The sequence below is a fragment of the Saccharopolyspora elongata genome, assembly GCF_004348985.1.
Lineage (GTDB): Bacteria > Actinomycetota > Actinomycetes > Mycobacteriales > Pseudonocardiaceae > Saccharopolyspora > Saccharopolyspora elongata.
Genome location: NZ_SMKW01000117.1, coordinates 1 through 20,064, shown reverse-complemented (window position 1 = coordinate 20,064; position 20,064 = coordinate 1). Strand labels below are relative to the sequence as shown.

17 protein-coding genes are annotated in these 20,064 nt (G+C 70.3%); 4 read left to right on the top strand and 13 right to left on the bottom strand.

All coding sequences use genetic code 11. The features are described 5' to 3' along the window. Positions 1-430 precede the first annotated feature (430 nt). Positions 431-1,408 carry an LLM class flavin-dependent oxidoreductase gene (locus E1288_RS42680; protein ID WP_132494530.1) on the top strand — a complete coding sequence of 326 codons (978 nt, stop codon included), beginning with the start codon at positions 431-433 and terminating at the stop codon, positions 1,406-1,408. Between the two features lie 89 nt (positions 1,409-1,497). Here E1288_RS42680 and E1288_RS42675 read toward each other — a convergent pair whose 3' ends face one another. From E1288_RS42675 to E1288_RS42650, 6 genes are all read right to left on the bottom strand, one after another. Next, a complete protein-coding gene (locus E1288_RS42675) occupies positions 1,498-3,489 on the bottom strand; it encodes an APC family permease (protein ID WP_132494524.1) in 1,992 nt (663 codons plus the stop codon). A 50-nt stretch (positions 3,490-3,539) separates the two neighbouring features. Next, on the bottom strand, positions 3,540-4,280 hold the full coding sequence (locus tag E1288_RS42670; RefSeq protein WP_132494522.1) for a class I SAM-dependent methyltransferase: 741 nt from the start codon (positions 4,278-4,280) through the stop codon (positions 3,540-3,542). Between the two features lie 293 nt (positions 4,281-4,573). After that, positions 4,574-5,176, bottom strand: a complete 603-nt coding sequence (locus E1288_RS42665) for an NADPH-dependent FMN reductase (protein WP_132494520.1) — start codon at positions 5,174-5,176, stop codon at positions 4,574-4,576. A gap of 10 nt (positions 5,177-5,186) precedes the next feature. Continuing rightward, the gene (locus E1288_RS42660; RefSeq protein ID WP_235884206.1) at positions 5,187-5,969 is read right to left on the bottom strand and encodes a creatininase family protein; all 783 of its coding nucleotides are present in this window, start codon (positions 5,967-5,969) and stop codon (positions 5,187-5,189) included. Further along, entirely contained in the window at positions 5,966-6,376 is a 411-nt protein-coding gene (locus E1288_RS47595) for a RidA family protein (protein ID WP_165968566.1), read from the bottom strand. Before E1288_RS47595 ends, E1288_RS42660 begins: the two co-directional genes overlap by 4 nt. Beyond that, positions 6,373-7,746, bottom strand: a complete 1,374-nt coding sequence (locus E1288_RS42650; protein WP_165968565.1) for a purine-cytosine permease family protein — start codon at positions 7,744-7,746, stop codon at positions 6,373-6,375. Before E1288_RS42650 ends, E1288_RS47595 begins: the two co-directional genes overlap by 4 nt. Positions 7,747-7,981: 235 nt before the next feature. On the opposite strand from E1288_RS42650, the gene E1288_RS42645 reads away from it, so the two are divergent. Further along, complete coding sequence (locus E1288_RS42645; protein ID WP_207954876.1) at positions 7,982-9,148, top strand: LLM class flavin-dependent oxidoreductase; 1,167 nt, start codon at positions 7,982-7,984, stop codon at positions 9,146-9,148. A gap of 177 nt (positions 9,149-9,325) precedes the next feature. Here the strand turns inward: E1288_RS42645 and ehuA are convergent, their stop codons facing one another. The 4 genes from ehuA to ehuB are packed head-to-tail and all read right to left on the bottom strand — an operon-like array spanning position 9,326 to position 12,352. Continuing rightward, positions 9,326-10,081, bottom strand: a complete 756-nt coding sequence (gene ehuA, locus E1288_RS42640; protein ID WP_132494526.1) for an ectoine/hydroxyectoine ABC transporter ATP-binding protein EhuA — start codon at positions 10,079-10,081, stop codon at positions 9,326-9,328. A gap of 13 nt (positions 10,082-10,094) precedes the next feature. Beyond that, the gene (ehuD, locus tag E1288_RS42635; protein WP_132494512.1) at positions 10,095-10,751 is read right to left on the bottom strand and encodes an ectoine/hydroxyectoine ABC transporter permease subunit EhuD; all 657 of its coding nucleotides are present in this window, start codon (positions 10,749-10,751) and stop codon (positions 10,095-10,097) included. Further along, entirely contained in the window at positions 10,748-11,452 is a 705-nt protein-coding gene (gene ehuC / locus E1288_RS42630) for an ectoine/hydroxyectoine ABC transporter permease subunit EhuC (RefSeq protein ID WP_132494510.1), read from the bottom strand. The genes ehuD and ehuC overlap by 4 nt, the downstream gene beginning before the upstream one ends. 18 nt (positions 11,453-11,470) lie before the next feature. Next, positions 11,471-12,352 (bottom strand): ectoine/hydroxyectoine ABC transporter substrate-binding protein EhuB, encoded by an 882-nt coding sequence (gene ehuB / locus E1288_RS42625; protein WP_132494508.1) that lies wholly within the window; start codon positions 12,350-12,352, stop codon positions 11,471-11,473. Between the two features lie 358 nt (positions 12,353-12,710). On the opposite strand from ehuB, the gene E1288_RS42620 reads away from it, so the two are divergent. Next, positions 12,711-12,923, top strand: coding sequence for a hypothetical protein (locus E1288_RS42620; RefSeq protein ID WP_132494506.1), 213 nt, complete (start codon positions 12,711-12,713; stop codon positions 12,921-12,923). Here the strand turns inward: E1288_RS42620 and E1288_RS42615 are convergent. Both E1288_RS42615 and E1288_RS42610 read right to left on the bottom strand, forming a co-directional pair. Beyond that, entirely contained in the window at positions 12,913-14,004 is a 1,092-nt protein-coding gene (locus tag E1288_RS42615) for an acetate/propionate family kinase (protein ID WP_165968564.1), read from the bottom strand. The two genes, E1288_RS42620 and E1288_RS42615, sit on opposite strands and share 11 nt — an antisense overlap. Further along, a complete protein-coding gene (locus E1288_RS42610) occupies positions 14,001-16,418 on the bottom strand; it encodes a phosphoketolase family protein (protein ID WP_132494503.1) in 2,418 nt (805 codons plus the stop codon). The genes E1288_RS42615 and E1288_RS42610 overlap by 4 nt, the downstream gene beginning before the upstream one ends. A 168-nt stretch (positions 16,419-16,586) precedes the next feature. On the opposite strand from E1288_RS42610, the gene E1288_RS42605 reads away from it, so the two are divergent. Further along, positions 16,587-18,884, top strand: a complete 2,298-nt coding sequence (locus E1288_RS42605; RefSeq protein WP_132494501.1) for a M20/M25/M40 family metallo-hydrolase — start codon at positions 16,587-16,589, stop codon at positions 18,882-18,884. A 99-nt stretch (positions 18,885-18,983) separates the two neighbouring features. Here E1288_RS42605 and E1288_RS42600 read toward each other — a convergent pair whose 3' ends face one another. Continuing rightward, positions 18,984-20,033: a Gfo/Idh/MocA family protein gene (locus E1288_RS42600; RefSeq protein ID WP_132494499.1), complete on the bottom strand. Its 1,050-nt coding sequence runs from the start codon at positions 20,031-20,033 to the stop codon at positions 18,984-18,986. Positions 20,034-20,064 lie beyond the last annotated feature (31 nt).

The following is a 20,064-nucleotide window of genomic DNA, read 5'->3' as shown; positions in this document are numbered from 1 at the left end:
GCTCGACCAACCGCCACCGCGCCACCCGCCACGACGTCGGACGAATCCTCGCCACCGGCCAGGCCTACCAACGCCCCACCCACCACAAGACAGGCACCAAACCCAGGCGCAAGGGTTAAAGATCAAGCATAGAACCTGTTTCCAAACTTGCTCTGCGTGGCGGTGCGGGTAGCGGTGCAAGCTGCGTAGGTGGGCTAAGCGGCTGCGCCGCTTCAAAGACAAAACCCCGCGCTACCACACCTCACACCACGACAATCAAAACAGCCCCTACAGCGATCCAGAACCGCTCACGGCCCCACGCCTGCGGGAACGCCGCTGTGGAAGCCGTGGGCATGTCGTGGTTTCGCATCGCGGAATCGCGGCGCGTGGGCACCGCCTCATCCGGAGCCGGAATCTTGCGGCTCTTCGGGCGGTTTGCACGGGTGTGACTTTGCGCCTTTCCGTGCTGGACCGCTCGCACACCATGCAGGGGCGGAGTCCGCAGCATGCCCTGCAGGAGACGGTTCGCTTCGCCCAGCAGGCCGAGGCTCTCGGTTACCACCGGTTCTGGGTGGCCGAGCACCACAGCGTGCCCGGCGTCGCCGGCGCCGCGCCGACCGTGCTCGCCGCCGCCATCGCCGCCGCGACCACCCGCATCCGGGTCGGCACCGGCGGCGTCATGCTGCCCAACCACCAGCCGCTGGTGGTGGCCGAGCAGTTCGGCGTCCTCGGCTCGCTGTTCCCGGACCGCGTCGACGTCGGGCTGGGGCGCTCGGTGGGCTTCACCAGCGGCATCCGGCGCGCGCTGGGGCGCGACAAGGACGCGGCAGACCGCTTCGGCGAGCAGCTCGTCGAACTGCTGGGCTACCTGTCCGGGCAGCCGGGCAGGTTTCCCGGGGTGCACACGGTCGCGGCCGAGGGGCTGTCGATTCCGGTGTTCCTGCTGGCCACCGGGTCGGGAGCCGACACCGCCGCCGAGTTCGGGCTGCCGCTGGTGATCGCCGCGGTCCACGGCGACGACCGGATGACCGACACCATCGACGCCTACCGCGAGCGCTTCCGCCCGTCGGCCTGGGCGGCGCGGCCGTACGTGGTCCTCGCCCGGTCCGTCGCGGTCGCCGACACCGCGGAGCAGGCCCGGCGGCTGCTCGTCCCCGAGGCATGGGCGACCGCCGAATCCCGCATCCGCGGCGAGTTCCCGCCGCTGGAACCGCCGGAGCAGGTGCTGGCGCGCGAGATGTCCGAGCGCGAGCGTACCCAGTTCGAGCGCGCGCTGCGGGGCCACGTCTTCGGCACCGCGGACGAGGTCGCGGTCGAGCTGAAGGAGCTGGCCGCTCGCACGCGAGCCGACGAGCTCCTGGTGACCACCACAGCCTACGACCCCGCCGACCGCCTCGACTCCTACCGCCGCCTCGCCGCCCTCATCTGAACCGCCGCACCGGACGCGCCGTTTTCGCGCGAAACCGGCGCCCCCCAGGCGTGGCTCGCGCCGTTTTCGCGCGAAACCGGCGCCCCGGCTCAGGTGGGTGGGGTGATGCCGCGGCGGGTGTGACCGGGGACGTGGTGGATGCGGTCGACGTCCCGGCGGTGGCTGGAATCGAGCTGCCACGGCACGCTGACCACCATCACTCCCTGCTCGAACCGCAGCCGCCAGCTCAGCCGCAGCGAGCTCTGGTTGTGCAGCAGGTTCTCCCACCAGTGGCCGACGACGTACTCCGGGATGTACACGCACACCAGGTCGCGCGGCCCCGCCCGGCGGATCCGCTTGATGTAGTCGATGACCGGCCGGGTGATCTCGCGGTAGGGCGACTCCACCACCTTCAGCGGCACGCCGATGCCGAGCCGATCCCACTCGCTGCGCAGCAGCTGCGTGTCCGCTTCATCGACGTTGACGGTGAGCGCGGTCAGCGTGTCCGGCCGGTTGGCGCGGGCGAACGCCAGCGCCCGCAGCGTCGGCTTGTGCACTGTGGACACCAGCACCACCGCGTGCACCCTGCTGGGCAAGGTCATGCCCTCGACCTCCGGTTCGAGCTCCCGCCGCACGTCGCGGTAGTGCCGGTGGATCGCCCGCATCAGGAGGTACAGCAGCGGGATCGCGATCACCACGAGGTAGGCGCCGTGGGTGAACTTCGTGAAGAGCACGACGACCAGCACCGTCGCGGTCAGCACCGCGCCGACCGCGTTGACCAGGCGGGACCGGTGGTAACTCGCCCGGTGCGCGGCGTCGCCGGTGGCGAGCAGGTGGTTCCAGTGCTTCACCATGCCGACCTGGCTCAGCGTGAACGACGTGAACACCCCGATGATGTAGAGCTGGATCAGCGCGGTCACGGAGCCTTCGAACGCCGCGATGAGCGCGATGGCGACCAACCCGAGCACCACGATGCCGTTCGAGTGCGCCAGCCGGTCACCGCGGGTGTGCAGCTGGCGCGGCAGGTACCGGCGCTGCGCGAGCAGCGAACCGAGCATCGGGAAGCCGTTGAAGGCGGTGTTCGCGGCGAGCAGCAGGATGAGCGTCGCGCCGGCCTGCACGACGAAGAACAGCACGCTGTTCACCCCGAACACGGCACCCGCGATCTGCGCGATGACGGTGCGCTGCCCCGTGCTGTGGCAGTCCGCCGGGAAGCCGATGAGGTCGCACGGGTCGTCCGCGACCCGCACGCCGGAGACCATCGCCAGCGCGGTCACGCCGCTGAACAGGCCGATCGCCAAGGTCCCCATGATGATCATCGTGCGGCCGGCGTTGACGTCCTTCGGTCGCCGGAACGCGGGCACGCCGTTGGAAATCGCCTCCACACCGGTCAGCGCCGTGCATCCCGAGGAGAAGGCCCGCAGCAGCAGGAAGATCAGCGCCAGCCCGGTGACGTCGACCTGCTCCGGCCGGATGCCCCAACCGGCGCTCTCCGCGACCGGCGGGTGCCCCACCGCGGCCTGCGCCAGACCGACGACGACGGTCAGGCCGGTCGCCGCGACGAACAGGTAGGTGGGCACGGCGAACGCCCGGCCGGATTCTCGGGTTCCGCGCAGGTTCATCGCCATCAGCAGCACCACGACGGCGACGGCGAGCCACACCCGCTGCGGGTACAGCGCAGGCACCGCCGACACCAGGTTGTCCAGCCCGGCGGCGACCGACACCGCCACGGTCATCACGTAGTCGACCATCAGCGCGGCGGCCACCACCAGGCTCGGATCGCGGCCGAGGTTGCGGGCCACGACCTCGTAGGACCCGCCGCCGCTGGGATAGGCGTGCACGACCTGCCAGTACGAAGCGACGACGACGGCCAGCAGCACCACGACGGCCAGCGCCACCCACGGCGTCAGGTGCAGCAGCGCCAACCCGCCGAGCGACAGGATCAGCAGGATCTCCTGCGTCGCATAGGTGACCGACGAGAGCGGGTCGCTGGCGAAGATCGGCAGCGCGAGCCGTTTCGGCAGCAGCGTCTCCTGCAGCCGGTCGCTGCGCACCGGACGCCCCAGCACCAGCCGCTTCAGCACATGCAACGCCGAAGCCACCCCACCAGGCTAGGCGCGCCCACCGCCCTTCGCGCTCCAGCTCGGTTTCGTCAGCAGCGGCGCGCGACGGTGATGATCTCTGGGCTGTCGTCACGCAACGGGCTGCGGTCCCAGTCCCCGAACTGCTCGGCCACCGACAGGCCCGCGTCGGCGAGGAACGCCGACAACGCCTCTGGACCGAGGAATCGCAGCGTGCTCCGGCTCTGCAGCGGCCGGTCCCACCCTTGGCCGGTATAGGTGTGCGTGGCGGTGACGAGGTCGCCTTCCACCGGCAGCACCTCGCACTCGCAGTGCACCGCGACGCCCGCCGGATCCACCACGCCGCCCGAGTACCGCAGGTACCAGTCCTCCCATTCCCGCACGAGCGGATTCCGGGTTTCGAACGCGAACTCGCCGCGGTCCGTGAGCGCCGCGGCGATCGTCGTGAGCGCGACGCGCAGCTCGTCGTCGCCGAGCAGAACCTGGAACGCGTGGCCGGTCATCACCACCAGGTCGAACTCCTGGTCCCAGGCCGGTGCCGCGGCCAGATCGGCGAGAACCCACTCGATGTCCGAGCGCGCCCGTGCCACCTCCAGCATCCCGGCGGCCGGGTCCAGGCCGCACAGCCGCCCCTGATGGCCGTTGTCCCGTGCGATGCCCAGCAGCGTGCCCGTCCCGCACCCCACGTCCAGCACGGACCGCGCGGACATCACCAGGGGCAGGTAGAACCCGAAGTCCGAACGTTCGTCCGTCGGGCAGTAGAGGTCGTAGAGCGCCGCGAGCCGATGATCGGAGAACTGCACGTCGACCATGGCCGTCAGACTGCCACGACTCGGCGGCGCACGGCGACCGAATTACGCCGCCAGACGCGCCGCCCGTGAGTACTTTGTGCTGCTATAGAGGCTGTTTGGGATGTGGTGGCGAGGGGTCGTGGTAGATCGGCTGGTGGCTTCGAGGTGGTGAGGCGAACGGCCTGTTCACCTCGCCTACCGGGACGAACGGGCCGTTGACTCCACACCAGCCGATGCCCACCGACGCCGGACGGCTGCAGCGAACGGACCGTTCACCTCACCAATCGAGACGAACAGGCCGTTGACTCCACACCCTAGACGGCGAGGGGCAGTGCGGGGCGGCAGGCGAAGTCGACGACCTGGTGGGCCATCGTGCGCAGCTGGTCGGCGTACGGCGACGTCGGGTTGCCGTCCTCCGCGAAGCAGGGCTGCGCGGAGTTGATCGCCACGCCCAGCGGCGTCGGCCAGCCCCGGAGGGCGTGGGCGATCGCGCGGAGCTGGCCCAGGGTCGCCGCCGGGGCCTGCCAGCCCGCCGCCGTCGAGATGCAGCCGACCGCCCGGCCGTCGAGGTACGGGCGGGCGTCGCCCCGGAGGTCCTCGACGTAGTCCAGGGCGTTCTTCACCAGACCGGACAGCGCGCCGTGGTAGCCGGGCGAGGCGATGATCACCCCGTCCGCGCGGCGCAACGCCGTCACCAGGTCGGCCGCCCGCGAGGTCCGATCGCCCGAATCCGGTTGGTACATGGGCAGGTTGATCTCGTCGGCCCCGAACAGGAGCGTCTCCGCGCCGTGCTCCCGCGCGGCGGTCAGCGCGAACCGCAGCGCCCGCTCGCTGCTCGATCCGGCGCGAGTCGTGCCGCCCAGCCCGACGATCAGCGGAGCGGAGCCGTCTCGCACGAGCTTCTCGTTGTCCTGCATGGCGAACACCTCACTGGTAGTTGGCGAAGTCGAACCGGGACACCTCGGCCAGCTGGTCGCCCAGCACGTCGACGAGGGCCGTGAAACCGCGCTTGCCCGCCTCCGGCGTCGCGCGCGTCGGGTCGCCGAGGTAGCCGTCCGGGCCGAAGTCGTCGGAGAGCCAACCGAAGGCGACGCTGCCGCCGAACCGGACGTGCCGGTTGTCGTTCATGCTGCTCGGCACCCGCGTTCTCGCGGCGGACATGTCCACCAGCTCCGGCCGCAGGTGCAGCATCAGCGACGTCTCCATCGCGCCGCCGTGGATCCCGAGGCCCTGCTCGGTCCCGGCGAAGGACTCGTCCTTCTCGACCGGCACGAACGTGTTGGCGGCGAAGGTGAGCAGACCGTGCCGGTGCCGGATGTCGCGCAGCGCGGTCTGGATCTCCGAGATGTTGCCGCCGTGGCCGTTGACGAACACGATGCGCCGGAAGCCGGCCGCGGCCACCGACCGCCCGATGTCGTCGAGCACCGCGGCGAACGTGGCGGTGGACAGGGAAAGCGTGCCAGCCGCCCAGACGTGCTCGACGCTGCGGCCGTAGGACAGGGTCGGCAACAACCACAGGTCGAGCTCCTCGCCCCGCTCGGCCACGGCCGCCCGCGCCGCCGCCTCGGCGACCAGCGCGTCGGTGACCAGCGGCAGGTGCGGCCCGTGCTGCTCGATCGCGCCGACCGGCACCACCGCGATCGACGACTCGCCGCACGCACCGGCGACGTCGGCGACGCTCAGTTCGGCGAACTCGCGGGATGTGATCACGACTTCTCCCCTGCGTAGGCGACGGCCCGGATCTCCACCCGCATCTGCGGCGTGGCCAGCGCCGGGTAGATCAACAGCGAGGCGTAGGAACGCTCGTCGAGCAGCGCGGGCGCGTGCTCCGCGAGCCACTCGTCGCGGGCTTTCATGTACTCGGCCCGTTCGGCGGGATCGGCGACGAACTGGTCCAGCTGCACGATGTCCGCGAGCTCGGCGCCCGCGTCCGCCAGCAACCGCCGGACCCTGTCCAACGTGATCCGCGTCTGCTCGGCGATGCCGTCGACCGGCGCGCCGCTGTCGTCGGTCGCCCCGTCGATCCCGCTGAGGAACACGAAACCGCCTGCCGCGGCGCCCCTTCCCCACGGCTGCACGGCGTCCCCGTAGGACAGTGGGCCCAAACCACGTTTCACTTCGACTCCCGGACTCGTTTGATGAGGTAGTACGCGACGGCCGCGACTACCCCGCCGACCCAGTACGTGATGTCCCCCAGCTGCGGGAACGCGGCCGCCAGCGGGCCGGTGTAGAGGCTCTGGCTCATGAACGGCACGGACGCGACCACGCCGATGGCGAACGCCGCCAGCCCCGGCCCGAGCCGCCGCGACCGGTCGTAGAACGTGCCCACCTCGACGCCGTCGCGCCGGTGCACCAGGAAGTCCACCAGCGTGACGCCGAGCCACGGGCCGATCCAGTAGCCGACCACGAACAGGAAGTTCTGGAAGTTGCCGAAGGCCTCGCCCTCGACGTGCCCGGCCCACCAGCCCAGCGCGGTCCCCAGCACGCCGGTGAGCAGCGCGGAAACCCAGCGGCGCAACGGGATGTCGGCCATCAGCAGGGCCAGCGAGCCGGAGTAGATGTCCAGCACGCTGCCCGCGATCGTCGACGCCAGCAGCGCGATCAGCGCGATGATCGCCAGGCCCGAGGGGATCAGCTGCGTCACCAGGTCGGTCGGGCTGTTCGGGAAGATGACGGTGCCGATCGCCGCGCCGAGCAGGTGCATCCACAGGCCCGCGATCGCCGCGCCGAGGAACGCCGACCAGCCCAGCCGCGCCCGGCTGGTGTCGCGCGGCAGGTAGCGCGTGTAGTCGGATGCGCCGATCGCCCAGCCGAAGGTGCGCGAGGAGCTGACGGCCACGGTCATCAGCAGCGCCCCGGTCAGCGTCTTCTCGCCGGGGTCGCCGACCGCACCGACGTCGCCGCGCGCGATGCCGTACCAGGTGATGAGCACGAACAGCACCGCCATCACGCCGAGCAGCATCCGCTCGATGCGGTGCACGAAGTCGTGCCCGATGATGGCGATGACGATCTCCACCACCGCGACGGCGATCAGCGCCCACAGGAACGGGATCCCGAACAGCTGCCGGACGATGTAGGCGCCGAGCACGGTGTTCACCGCGAAGTAGCCGAATCCGGTCAGGAACAGCAGGAACACCGGCACGAAGTTGCCGAAGTAGCCGAACGGGCCGCGCGACTGGACCATCTGCGGGGCGCCGGCCTGCGGCCCCATGGTGGCCGCCACGCCCAGCAGCAGGCTGCCGATCAGCGTGCCGACGACCAGCGCGAGCGCGGCCTGCGCGAAGCTCAGGCCGAGGAACGCGGTCGGGATGGCGCCCACCACGAGCGCCGAGTACTGCAGGTTTCCCGCGAACCACAGCGTGAACGCGGACAGCGGCGAACCGTGCCGCTCGTCGTCGCGCACCGCTTCGATGCCCTTGTGCTCGACCCCGCCTCGAGGCGGTCGGCCGGCCACGGCGGGTGCGGCTTGGGCAGCGTCTTCGACCATGGGGTCCTCCCGGGGACGCACCGATGGGTTGGTGTTCGCCTGGCGACGGATGAGGCCGGATGTTGATGTGGCGAACATTCACCGGGGATCGTGAGCCGCGACGGCTCCGGAGTCAAGAGCCGAAACGGGACTTGACGAAGCGGAAATCCGGAGGAAACTGATCCGCAGGTAATGTTGATACTACTTACATTTGCTCGTCAGCGGCCCGGAGCAGCCGGGCAGGATGGAGGTACCCGTGCGGTACGGCGTGTTCTTCTTCGGCTCCGTGGAGATGCCCGACGTGCTGGCGGGGAACCCGCTGCCGGCCGGTCAGCGCCGCGCCACCCGGCAGCAGGTGTGGGAGGCCACCGAGCACCTGATCGACATGGGCGTGCGCGCGGAAGATCTCGGTTACGACAGCTACTGGCTGGCCGAACACCACTTCCAGCACGAGGGCTACGAGATCGTGCCCAACTCCCTGATGCTGCAGTCGAACCTGGTCGCCCGCACCCAGCGCATCCAGGTCGGCGCGATGTTCAACATCGTCCCGCAGTGGCATCCGCTGCGGCTGGCCGAGGACTTCAGCACGCTGCTCAACCTCTCCGGCGGGCGCGCGGTGCTCGGCGTCGGGCGCGGCACGGTGCCCCGGGAGCTGCGCAGCCTCGGCCTCCACCAGGCGGACATGGGCTACCTGGAATCCGAGGAGAAGAGCAAGGCCATCGACGCGCACAACCGCGAGGTCTTCGCCGAGTACATGGAGGTCATGCGCACCGCGCTGGCCAACGAGACCTTCTCCTACAAGGGCAAGTTCTTCGAGCTGCCGCCGCCGGACACCAACGGCCCGGACGGCGCGGTGGACACCCTCACGCTGCTGCCCGGCCCGCTGCACCCGGTGGAGATCTGGCAGGCCGTGACCAGCCCGCCCACCCTCGGCTACGCCGCCGAGGTCGGCCACGGCTGCGTCTGGTGGAACCAGTACCACGGCTTCGTGCGCGACCAGTGGGAGCGCTACGCGGAGCTCTACCGGCAGCACCACGACGTCGAGCTCTCCAGCGGCGCCAAGCGAATCCTGGTGCTGCCGGTGCACATCGCCGACGACCACGAGACAGCGTGGCGGACCGGCGGCGCGGGCCACGACGAGTTCTGGAACCTGCTGGCCCCGTTCGGCTGGAGCCGCGGCTACCGGGGCGAGGACGGCAAGCCCGCCAAGCCCGGCCTGGTGCCGACGCTGGAGCAGTCGACCGACCAGAAGATGTGGGCGATCGGCACCCCCGAGGAAGTCGCGGAAACCGTCCAGTTCCACAAGGATTCCCTAGGCCTGGAACACCTGGTGATCTTCCCCCACTTCCCGGGCCACACCTACGCGATGGCGGCGGAGCAGATGCAACGCTTCCAGGACCAGGTCGTCCCACTCCTCCGCTGACCCCGCAGTTCCAATGAGGTTTTTCCAGCCTCGATTTGCGTGGCGGTGCGGGTAGCGGAACCTCAGAGGCTCCCTGGACTGTGGGTGCCCCTCATGATGTATGTCCAATTGAAACCGCCCCTCCCCGGAGGCTCCCGGGTCGCAGTTTCAATTGAAACTGCGGGCCGGGCCCGGGGGTCATTTGCGTTCGAGGACCGCTTTGAGGAAGCGTTGGGTCCTCTCGTGCTGGGGCTCCTCGAAGATCTTCGAGGGCGGGCCGGATTCGATCACCGCTCCGGAGTCGAACATCAGGACCCGGTCCGAGATCTCCGCCGCGAAGCGCATCTCGTGGGTCACCAGCAGCATCGTCATCGCGGTGGTGTGGGCGAGGTCCCGGATGACCGCGAGGACCTCGCCGATGAGCTCCGGGTCCAGCGCGGAGGTGACCTCGTCGAAGAGCATCACCTTGGGACGCATGGCCAAGGCCCGGGCGATCGCCACGCGTTGCTGCTGGCCGCCCGAGAGCTGCCCCGGCTTGTGCCGCAGGTGCTTCTGCAGCCCGACCATCCGCAGCAGGTCGACCGCGCGGTGCTCGGCGTCGTCCCGCGACATCCCCAGCACCTGGACCGGCGCGAGCGCGACGTTGTTCAGCACCGTCATGTGCGGGAACAGGTTGAAGTGCTGGAAGACCATGCCGATCTTGCGCCGCACCGCCGCCTGGCCGCGGGTGTCCGCCACCGCGCCGCCGCGGCGGTCCCACAGCGGCTCGCCGTCGACCTCGACGAGGCCGCTGTCCGGCTCCTCCAACGTCATGAGCAGCCGCAGGATCGTGGTCTTCCCGGAACCGCTGGGCCCGATGATGGAGACCTTCTCCCCCGCCGCCACGTCGAGGTCGAGCTCGCGGAGCACGTGGTTGTCGCCGAACGACTTCCCCACGCCCGAGAACGAGATCATCGGCTGGACGTCCTCATCGCGGATGCGCAAGGCGCAGCTCCAATCGTTTGATCAGCTTCGCGGCCGGCAGGCTCACCGCCAGGAACAGCAGGCCCGCGATGGTCAGCGGCTCCAGGTAGCGGTAGCTGCCGGAGCCGATCGACGTCGCGTGGCTGAGCAGCTCGAAAACCGTGATGGCGGACAGGATCGCCGAGTCCTTGAACATCTGCACCACGTAGTTGCCCAGCGCCGGCACCACGTCGCGCACCGCCTGCGGCAGCACCACGAACCGCCAGCGCTGCACGGCGGACAGGCTCAGCGCCGTGGACGCCTCCCACTGCCCGGCGGGCACGCTCTGGATCCCGGCGCGGTAGACCTCGGCGGTGTAGGCGCTGTAGTTGATGCCGATGACGATGATCCCAGTGACCAGCGGCGAGAACTGCACCCCGACGTTGGGCAGCACGTAGAACGCGAAGTACGCCTGCACCAGCAGCGGAGTGCCGCGCACGAACAGGACGAAGAAGTCGAACAACTTGCCCAGCAGCGGAATCCGCGAGTAGCGGACGACGGCCACTCCGAGCCCGAGCAGCAGCGCGATCGCCGTGCCGACGAGCGTGACCTGAACGGTCACCCACAGTCCGTCCAAAAGGGACGGAACGATGCTCGCGGCGAAGGCCCAGTCCCAGATCATGAGCCGACCACCCCACCCCGCCGGAACAAGCGCTGCAGCAGCGTGGGCCGCAGCTCGGGCCGCCCCGGATCCATCCGGCGCTCGAGCCGGCCCATCCCGACCGACAGCACGTACGCCGCGACGAAGTACAGCACCAGGATGGTGCCGAAGACCGCGGTGGTGGCGCCGGTGGTCGCGCGCACCATCTGCGCCCGGAAAGTCAGGTCCGCGACCGTCACCAGGGACACCAGCGAGGTGTTCTTCAGCAGGTCGACGAAGACGTTGCCGAACGGCGGGATCATCGCCGGGATCGCCTGCGGCAGGATCACGTACCGCATCCGCTGGTACGGCGTCAGGCTCAGCGCGATCGCCCCTTCGCGCTGCCCGCGCGGCAGCGCCGTGATGGCACCGCGCACGATCTCCGCGCCGTAGGCGCCCTCGTTGAGGCCGAGCGCCAGCACCGCCGCGGCGAACGGCACCAGCTGGACCCCGAAGAACGGCAGGGCGAAGAACAGCCAGAACAGCTGGACCAGCATCGACGTGCCGCGGAAGATCTCGATGAACACCCCGGCCGGCCAGCTCAGCCAGCGCCGCCGCGACATGCGGCACAGGCCGGCCGCGAACGCGACCAGCACGGTGATCACCACGCCCACCGCGGTCAGCGCGAGCGTGATCAGCAACCCGTTGAGCAGCAGCGGCAAGAACGGCAGGATCTGCGACATGCGCCCAGCGCTCCCGGGTCAGCCGGCGACGGCGCAGAGCTGGTCGCGGGTGACACCCCGGGCCGCGTCCGCCGAAAAGCCCCACCGCGAGAGGATCTCGTCGAACTCGGGGCTGGCCTTCAACGCGCGCAGCTGTTCGTCGTAGGCGTTGACCAGGTCCTGGTCGGTCTTGCGGAAACCGGCGCCCGAGCCGGTCTGCTGCACGTCCTTGATCGCCGGGGTGATGTCGATGCCGTCGGTCTTCAGCGAGTTCAGCGACAGCGTCGGCAGGAAGAACGCGTCGGCGCGCCCGGCCAGTACCGCCTCGATCCCGCTGCGTCCGTCGGGAATGTTGACGATCTGGGCGGCCGGAACGTTCTGCGTCTTCAGCGCGCCGTCCTCGAAACCGCCTGGCAGCACGGCTACTTTCACCGCGGGGTCGGCCTTGACGGAGGCCACGCTGGTGAGGTTCTTCGGATTCCCGGCGGGCACCGCGAACGACTCCGTCGACACGATTTCCGGCTCGGAGTAGAGGATCTGGCCGCACCTGGACTGCTTCATGAACAGCCCGGCGGCGATGATGTCCCACCGGTTGGCGTTGAGCCCGGGGATCATCGACTCGTAGGGCGTTACGACGCCCTCGATGCTCGGGATGCCCATCCGCTTGAGCACGGCGGCGACCACGTCCGGCTCCGCGCCGGTGACCGTGCCGTCCGGCTTGATCTGCGTGTACGGCGGCTCGTTCGCGATGGCGATGCGGGCGGAACCCCGCGCCTTGATCTGGTCCAACGTGGACCCCGGCTGCCCGGTGCCCGGCTGGGTGAAGCTGCATCCGGCGAGGAGGCCGGCCGCCGGCAGGGCCAGGGCCGCCGCCGCACCACCGCGGAACAACTGTCGTCGGGAGATTTCGGATCTGCGCATCGGCTCACGCCTCCCTCGCGAGCATCACCCAATCGAGTGATGCGTTGGGCAGAGACGCTAGGTCGCCCGGTTGACCCTGTCAATGAACGGATTGTTGACAATGCGTAACCTCGGGATTCGGCCGCTCGGCGGTACGAAAGCTCGCAAGATGCCGAACCGCCAGCGCAAACGCACCAGAGAACACGAGCCGAGCAGGGCACCGGCCAGCCTGGCTCGGCATTTCCGCTGCGCCGATCCGGCGAACTTCCGCTCGCCGCCCGGAGTTGGACGGCCGTCCACAATGTCCTCGCTTCGCAAGGCGAAGCAGTCCGAAAGGTCCGGGTACCCTGTGATCGTCCCGGACGACCAGGAGCGCACCATGACCACCGAGCCCTGCTCCCCGGCCGTGCTGCTCGGGCGGCTGCGGGAGTGCGACCGGCTGCTCCCGAGGCCGGGCACCATCCGCTCCCCCACCCTGCCGACGGTGCCCTGGGCGGAGTTCTGCGATCCGAAGCCGGGCAACGGCTACTGCGAGGAATGCGTCCTCTGGAACTCCGCCGCCCGCAAGCCGGGCAGCGCGGTCACCAGGTGACCGTTGCCGCCGCGCGGGTTTCGCGGGCGATCTCCAGGTCTTCGCGGGCCTGCACCACCACCGTGCGCACCGCTGCGCCGGGCGCGGTGATGTCGGCGTCGTCCGACGCCGCCGCGTTCAACGCCGGATCCACCGCCGCCCCGGCGAAACCCAGCGCCTCGCAAACCGCCGCCCGCACCGGCGGCTGGTGCTCGCCGATGCCGCCGGTGAACACCAGCAGGTCCAGCCCGCCGAGCACCGCGACCATCGCCCCCGCGTACCGGACCAGGCTGTGCCGGTACACGTCGAAGGCCACCGCCGCGTCCGCGTCGCCGCGCTCGCGTGCCTCCAGCACGTCACGCAGGTCGCCGGTGCCGCCGGCCAGGCCGGCCAGGCCCGACTTCGTCGCCAGCACATCGAACAACTCTTTCGGCGCAACGTTTTTCGTGGTCATCAGCCAGCCGAGCAGCCCCGGATCGACCGTGCCGCTGCGGGTGTTCATGACCAGCCCCTCTTCCGGGGTGAAGCCCATCGTCGTGTCCACGCACCGCCCGTCGCGCACCGCCGCCATCGAGGCCCCGGCCCCGAGGTGGCAGCACAGCACCCGCCCCTCCCGCGGCGGGAACCCCGCCACCTCCGCGCCGCGGACCACGGCGTAGGAGTGCGACAGGCCGTGAAAACCGTAGCGGCGCAACGTCCACTGCCGGTTCCACTCCCGGGGCAGCGCGTAGGTGGCTGCTGCCACCGGAAGCCCGGCGTGGAACGCGGTGTCCACGCACGCCACCGACGGCGTGCCCGGCGCGGCGGTCAGGGCTGCGCGCAGCCCGGCGATCGCGCGCGGCTGGTGCAGCGGGGCGAGCTCGGTCAGCGAATCCAGGTAGGCGAGCACCTGGTCGTCGACCACGGTCGCCGCGACGATCCGGGTGCCGCCGTGCACCACGCGGTGCCCGACGGCGTCCGCGCCGTGCTCGTCGAGGAACCGGCGGATCGGCTCCGCCCCGCCCTCCCAGCGCTCCAGGGTCTCCTCGGCGATCGCCTCGTCGCCGTCCAGCAGACCGAGCTTCAGGCTGCTGGAGCCCGCGTTCACGGTCAGCACCCTCATCGCGACGACCAAACCCAGTCCCTGATCTCCGGCATGTCCTCGCCGTGCGTCGACACGTAGTTCCGGTGCTCGATCAGCTTGTCCTGCAACGCTTCTCGCGCGTATGCGGCGCTCGGTCCCAGCCGCGGCACCCGGTCGATCACGTCGATGGCGAGGTTGAACCGGTCGATCTGGTTGAGCACGCACATGTCGAACGGCGTGGTCGTGGTGCCCTCCTCCTTGTAGCCGCGGGCGTGGATGTTGTCGTGGTTGTGCCGGCGGTAGGTCAGCCGGTGGATCAGCCAGGGATAGCCGTGGAAGTTGAAGATCACGGGCCGGTCGCGGGTGAACAGGCTGTCGAAATCGGCGTCGGACAACCCGTGCGGGTGCTCGCGCTCGTCCTGCAGCCGCATCAGGTCCACCACGTTGATCACCCGGATGCGCAGGTCCGGGAAGCGCTCGCGGAGCAGGTCGACGGCGGCCAGCGTCTCCATCGTCGGAACGTCCCCGGCGCACGCCATCACCACGTCCGGCTCGCCGTCCTGATCGCTGCTGGCCCAGTCCCAGATGCCGATTCCCTTGGTGCAGTGCACGATCGCCGCGTCCATGTCCAGGTACTGCGGCGCGGGCTGCTTGCCCGCGACCACCACGTTGATGTAGTTGCGGCTGCGCAGGCAGTGATCGGCCACCGACAGCAGGGTGTTCGCGTCCGGCGGCAGGTAGACCCGCACCACCTCGGCCTTCTTGTTCATCACGTGGTCGATGAATCCCGGGTCCTGGTGGGAGAAGCCGTTGTGGTCCTGCCGCCAGACGTGCGAGGTCAGCAGGTAGTTCAGCGATGCGATCGGCGCGCGCCAGGCGAGCCCGCGGGTGACCTTCAGCCACTTGGCGTGCTGGTTGACCATCGAGTCCACGATGTGCGCGAACGCCTCGTAGCAGGAGAAGAACCCGTGCCGGCCGGTGAGCAGGTAGCCCTCCAGCCAGCCCTGGCAGGTGTGCTCGGAGAGGATCTCCATCACCCGGCCGTCGGGGGCCAGCGCGTCGTCGCCCGGCTCGGTCTCCGCGTCCCAGGCGCGCGAGGTGGCGTCGAGGATCGCGTTGAGGCGGTTGGAGTTGTTCTCGTCGGGCGAGAAGACCCGGAAGTTGCGCTCGCCCTCGTTCAGGCGCATCACGTCGCGCAGGAAGCCGCCCAGCACCCGGGTGGCTTCGCCGATGGTCGCGCCGGGCTCGTCGACCCGCACGGCGTAGTCCCGGAAGTCGGGCATCCGCAGCGCGCGCAACAGGATCCCGCCGTTGGCGTGCGGGTTGTCGCTCATCCGCCGGGTGCCCACCGGGTTGTGGTCCTTGATCCGCTGCACCGGCGCACCGCTCGCCTCGAACAGCGCGGCGGGTTCGTAGCTGCGCAGCCAGGATTCGAGCTGGCGCAGGTGCTCCTCGTTCTGGCGCGGATCGCTGATCGGCACCTGGTGCGACCGCCAGGTGCCCTCCACCGGCTTTCCATCCACAGTGGCCGGACCGGTCCAGCCCTTCGGGGTGCGCAGCACGATCATCGGCCAACGCGGCCGCTGAACCCGGCCGTCCCGGCGGACCCGGCGCTGGATCGCGGCGATCTCGTCCAGACACCGGTCCAGCGTCGCGGCGAACAGGTGGTGCATCGGCTCCGGCACCGAGCCGGACACCAGGTACGGCTCGTAGCCGAAGCCGCGCAGCATGCTGAACAGCTCCTCGTCCGGGATGCGCGCCGGCACCGTCGGATTGGCGATCTTGTAGCCGTTGAGGTGCAGGATCGGCAGCACCGCGCCGTCGCTCACCGGGTCCAGGAACTTGTTGGAATGCCAGCCGGCGGCCAGCGGCCCGGTCTCGGCCTCGCCGTCACCGATCACGCACGCCACGATCAGGTCGGGATTGTCGAAGGCGGCGCCGAAGGCGTGCGAGAGCGAGTATCCGAGCTCGCCGCCCTCGTGGATCGAACCGGGCGTCTCCGGCGCGACGTGGCTGGGGATGCCGCCGGGGAAGGAGAACTGGGTGACCAGGCGGCGCAGGCCGTCGTAGTCCTGCGCGACGTCCGGGTAGACCTCGCTGTAGGTGCCCTCCAGCCACGCGGCCGCGACCAGCCCCGGCCCGCCGTGCCCCGGCCCGATCACGTACATCATGTCCAGGTCGCGGGCCCGGATCGCCCGATTGAGGTGGGAGTAGACGAAGTTCAGGCCCGGCGTGGTGCCCCAGTGCCCGAGCAGCCGCGGTTTGACGTGCTCGGGCCGCAGCGGCTCCCGCAGGAGGGGGTTGTCCATCAGGTAGATCTGCCCGACGGACAGGTAGTTGGCCGCCCGCCACCAGAGCTGCAGGCCGTCGAGTTCCGCGGCGTCCAGGTGTTCGGACACGGCGGGCGTGGTCGTCCAGGTGGCCCCGGTCGCGGTGCTGGTCTCGCTGCTCATCCCGGCTCCTCAAGCTCGACACCCGCCAACCAGCGTGGGCGGCACCGGCCGGTTCGCAACTCGGCGGCGCAGGACCAGCACTGATCCGGGTATCTGCGGAAAACCGCAGTCGATGAGTGCTGTGCACCGCATTCCGCGGCGCGCCGCGGCGCCATAGCTTTGCGCATCGTGACCGGAAAGTTGATCAACAAGCGTTTCCCGCCCGCGGCCGGGGTGGCGAGCGCGCTCGCCGTGCTGGTGGTGCTCGCGTTGTCCGTACTGGGCAACGCGAGCACCCAGCAGCCCGCCCCTGCCTCGGCACCCGCTGGCGAGTTCAGCGCCGAGCGCGCTGTTTCCGAGCTCGGCAGATTCGCCACCGAGCCCCGTCCGATGGGCAGCCCGGCGAGCGACCGGGCCAAGGATCACCTCGTCGAACGGCTGCGCGCGGAAGGACTGCAGGTGCACGTCCAGCACTCGGTGGGCGTGCGCTCGGGCACCGGGCTGGCGACGTTCGGCCGGGTGGACAACGTGGTGGCGACGCTGCCCGGCAACGCATCCACGGGATCGGTCCTGCTCGCCGCCCACTACGACTCGGCGGCCGTCGGCCCCGGGGCGTCGGACGACGGTTCCTCCGTCGCGGCGATGCTGGAGACCGTCCGGGCGCTGCGGGCCGGCGGGCCGCTGCGCAACGACCTCGTGCTGGTGATCACCGACGGCGAGGAGGACGGCTTGCTCGGCGCGAACGCGTTCGTCCGGGAGCACCCGCTCGCCCCTCGCGGCGGAGTGGTCCTCAACTGGGAAGCACGGGGCGTCGACGGCCCGTCGCTGATGTTCGAGACGTCGAAGGACAACGCGCGTCTGGTCGAAACGTTCACCACTGCGGTCGAGCACCCGCGAGGCGACTCCTCGATGGTCGCGATGTATCGGATGCTGCCGAACAACACCGATTTCACCGCCTTCACCCAGGCCGGCTTCACCGGCCTCAACTCGGCGTACATCGAGGGCTCGTCGCGCTACCACACCGCGGGCGACTCGATCGCGAACCTGGCGCCGGGCAGCCTCCAGCACCAGGGCGAGAACATGCTCGCCCTGGCCCGCGCCTTCGGCGATGCCGATCTCGCCGGGCTGCGTTCGGACCACGACCTGATCTACTTCCGCGCGCTCGGCATGACGATCACCTATCCCGACACGCTGGTCTGGCCGCTAGCCGGGCTCGCCGCGTTGTTGCTGGTGGGCGCCGTGGCGCTGGCGCGGTACCGGCGGCTGGTCTCGCTGCCGAAGGTGCTGGTGAGCGCGCTGTCCGCGCTGCTCCCGATCGCCGCTTCGGTCGTGCTCGCGCAGGCGATGTGGTCGCTGATGGTGGCGGTGCGCCCCGGCTACGACCTGATGGGCGGCCTGGTGCACCGCCCGCTGATCTTCCAGGTCGCCATCGTCGCGCTCACCGGATTCGCGCTGCTCTGCTGGTACCTGCCGCTGCGCAACCGGCTCGGCCAGGCGGCACTCGCGCTCGGCGGCCTGGCCTGGCCGACTGCCTTGGGCATCGCGTGCGCCGCGCTCGCGCCGGGGGCGTCGTTCGTGTTCACCGTTCCGGCGCTGGCGGGAGCTCTCGGCGCGCTCATCGCGTTGATGTTCCCGAGGTGGGCTCTCGTTCCGGTCACCGCCGGTGCCTTGGTGTCCGCGATGGTGCTGCCCGCCGTCACGCGCAATGTCTTCCACGGCGTGGGCTTGGCCCTCGGCGGTGCCGGCGCGCTCTTAGTCGTTCTGCTCGGACTGGTGCTGCTGCCGATCGGCGAGCTGTTCTTCCCCGACCGTGCACTACGCCGTCGAAGCGTCGCAGTCATCCTGCTGTCGGCATTCGCAGTCGCCTGCGCCTCGGTGGGTGGCGGTCTTGCCGCGGACGGATTCGACGCGCAGCACCCTCGCCGTTCCCATCTCGCCTACGTGCTGGACGCGGACGCGAACACCGCGAGCTGGGTCAGCGCCGAGGACGAACCGACCGACTGGACCAAGCAGTTCGTCGGCACCCGCAACACCGACCGGCTCCCGGCCGGATACGCGCGTGGCGACCTGTGGACCGGCCCGGCACGACCGCTCGACGTCGACGGGCCGCGCGTGACCGGATCCCGCGCCGGGGACACCGTGACCCTGCACGTGTCCTCCGGCCGCGGTGCGACGGACCTGGTGCTGCGCGTGGACCGGCCGATCACCGACGTCACGGCTCGTGCCCCCGGCAGCGCCCCGGTGTCGGTCCAGGTGTCCGGCACTCGCGCCGGAACGTGGCCCGGCGAGATCCGCTTCCGCGACCTGCCACCGGAAGGCGCGGACATCACCTTCCGCGCTCGCGGGAACCAGGTCCAGGTGACGGCGATCGACGAAACCCACGGCCTCGCCGTGGCCCCCGGCTTCCGCCCGAGGCCACCGGACGTCGAGGCGGGCACCCGCGAAGACGGCGACCGCATCGCGGTCACCCGCACCTACCGGTTCTGACCAACGTGGACGATCGTTTCGCCTGGTGACCACCCGTGCGTACTTTGTGCTGCCATGGCGACACAAAGTACGCACGGCACCTGAGCAGCGGAAACCGTGCTACAGCAGGCGGTCGACGGTGATCTCGGCGGCGGAGCGGCTGGCCGCCGAGATGATGTCCAGCGCGGCCACCGCGTCGGCCGGGTCCACCGGCGGCGGCGCGCCGTCGCGCAGCGCCGCGACGACTCCGTCGTAGAACGCCAGGTAGTCGCCCGCTTCGCTGGGCACCCGGCGGACCTCGTCGCCGACGCCCAGGACACCCCACATCTCCTCGGGCTCCCGGCCCCACGTGTCGTCGACGGGCAGGCGCCCGGCGCGCAGCGCGGCCTCCTGCGGGTCCAGGCCGTACTTGGTGAAGGTGGCGGCGTCGCCGAGCACCCGGAAGCGCGGGCCCTGCTGCGCCGCGACCTTGCTCATCCACAGGTGCGAGCGCACCCCGTTGGCGTGGGTCAGCGCGATGAACGAATCGTCGTCCGCCCGCACCCCGTCGCGCCGGCGGTCGATTTCGGCGTAGACCGCCGCGACCGGGCCGAACAGCTGGAGGGCCTGGTCGATCAGGTGGCTGCCCAGGTCGTAGAGGACGCCCGCGACGTCTTCCGCCCCGCCGGAGTCGCGCCAGGTCGGCTTCGGCGTCGGCGACCAGCGCTCGAACCGCGACTCGAAGCGGTGCACCCGGCCCAGTTCGCCGTCGTCGAGCAGCCTGCGCACGGTGCGCATGTCGTTGTCCCAGCGGCGGTTCTGGAAGACCGTCAGCAGCTGCCCCTTCGCCGCGGCGTGCTCGATCAGCTGCCGCCCCTCGACCGAGGTCGGCGTGAACGGCTTGTCCACCACCACGGGCAGCCCCGCGTCCAGCGCGGCGGTGGCCAGCTCGACGTGGGTGCGGTTGGGGCTGGCGATCACCACCAGGTCCGGCTCGCGTGCCAGCAGCTCGTCCATGTCGTCGACCACCGCGGTGTCGGGGTGCTCGGCGCGCACTTGCTGCTGCCGCTCCGGGTTGGCGGTGACGACCGCGTCCAGCCGCAGCGACGGGTGGGCGGCGATCAGCGGCGCGTGGAAGATCGCGCCGCCGACGCCATATCCGACAAGTCCGACTCGCAGTGCAGAACCCATGTCCCCATTAGACCGCCGCCAAGCCCACCCC

Coding starts and splice junctions, on each gene's coding strand:
- ehuA (WP_132494526.1), bottom strand. CDS start 10,081: ATGATCTCGTTCTCGGGCGTGGGGAAGTCGTTCGGCGACAACCACGTG.
- E1288_RS42670 (WP_132494522.1), bottom strand. CDS start 4,280: ATGGTCGACGTGCAGTTCTCCGATCATCGGCTCGCGGCGCTCTACGAC.
- E1288_RS42610 (WP_132494503.1), bottom strand. CDS start 16,418: ATGAGCAGCGAGACCAGCACCGCGACCGGGGCCACCTGGACGACCACG.
- E1288_RS42615 (WP_165968564.1), bottom strand. CDS start 14,004: ATGAGGGTGCTGACCGTGAACGCGGGCTCCAGCAGCCTGAAGCTCGGT.
- E1288_RS42620 (WP_132494506.1), top strand. CDS start 12,711: ATGACCACCGAGCCCTGCTCCCCGGCCGTGCTGCTCGGGCGGCTGCGG.
- E1288_RS42665 (WP_132494520.1), bottom strand. CDS start 5,176: ATGCAGGACAACGAGAAGCTCGTGCGAGACGGCTCCGCTCCGCTGATC.
- ehuC (WP_132494510.1), bottom strand. CDS start 11,452: ATGTCGCAGATCCTGCCGTTCTTGCCGCTGCTGCTCAACGGGTTGCTG.
- E1288_RS42650 (WP_165968565.1), bottom strand. CDS start 7,746: ATGGTCGAAGACGCTGCCCAAGCCGCACCCGCCGTGGCCGGCCGACCG.
- ehuD (WP_132494512.1), bottom strand. CDS start 10,751: ATGATCTGGGACTGGGCCTTCGCCGCGAGCATCGTTCCGTCCCTTTTG.
- E1288_RS42600 (WP_132494499.1), bottom strand. CDS start 20,033: ATGGGTTCTGCACTGCGAGTCGGACTTGTCGGATATGGCGTCGGCGGC.
- ehuB (WP_132494508.1), bottom strand. CDS start 12,352: ATGCGCAGATCCGAAATCTCCCGACGACAGTTGTTCCGCGGTGGTGCG.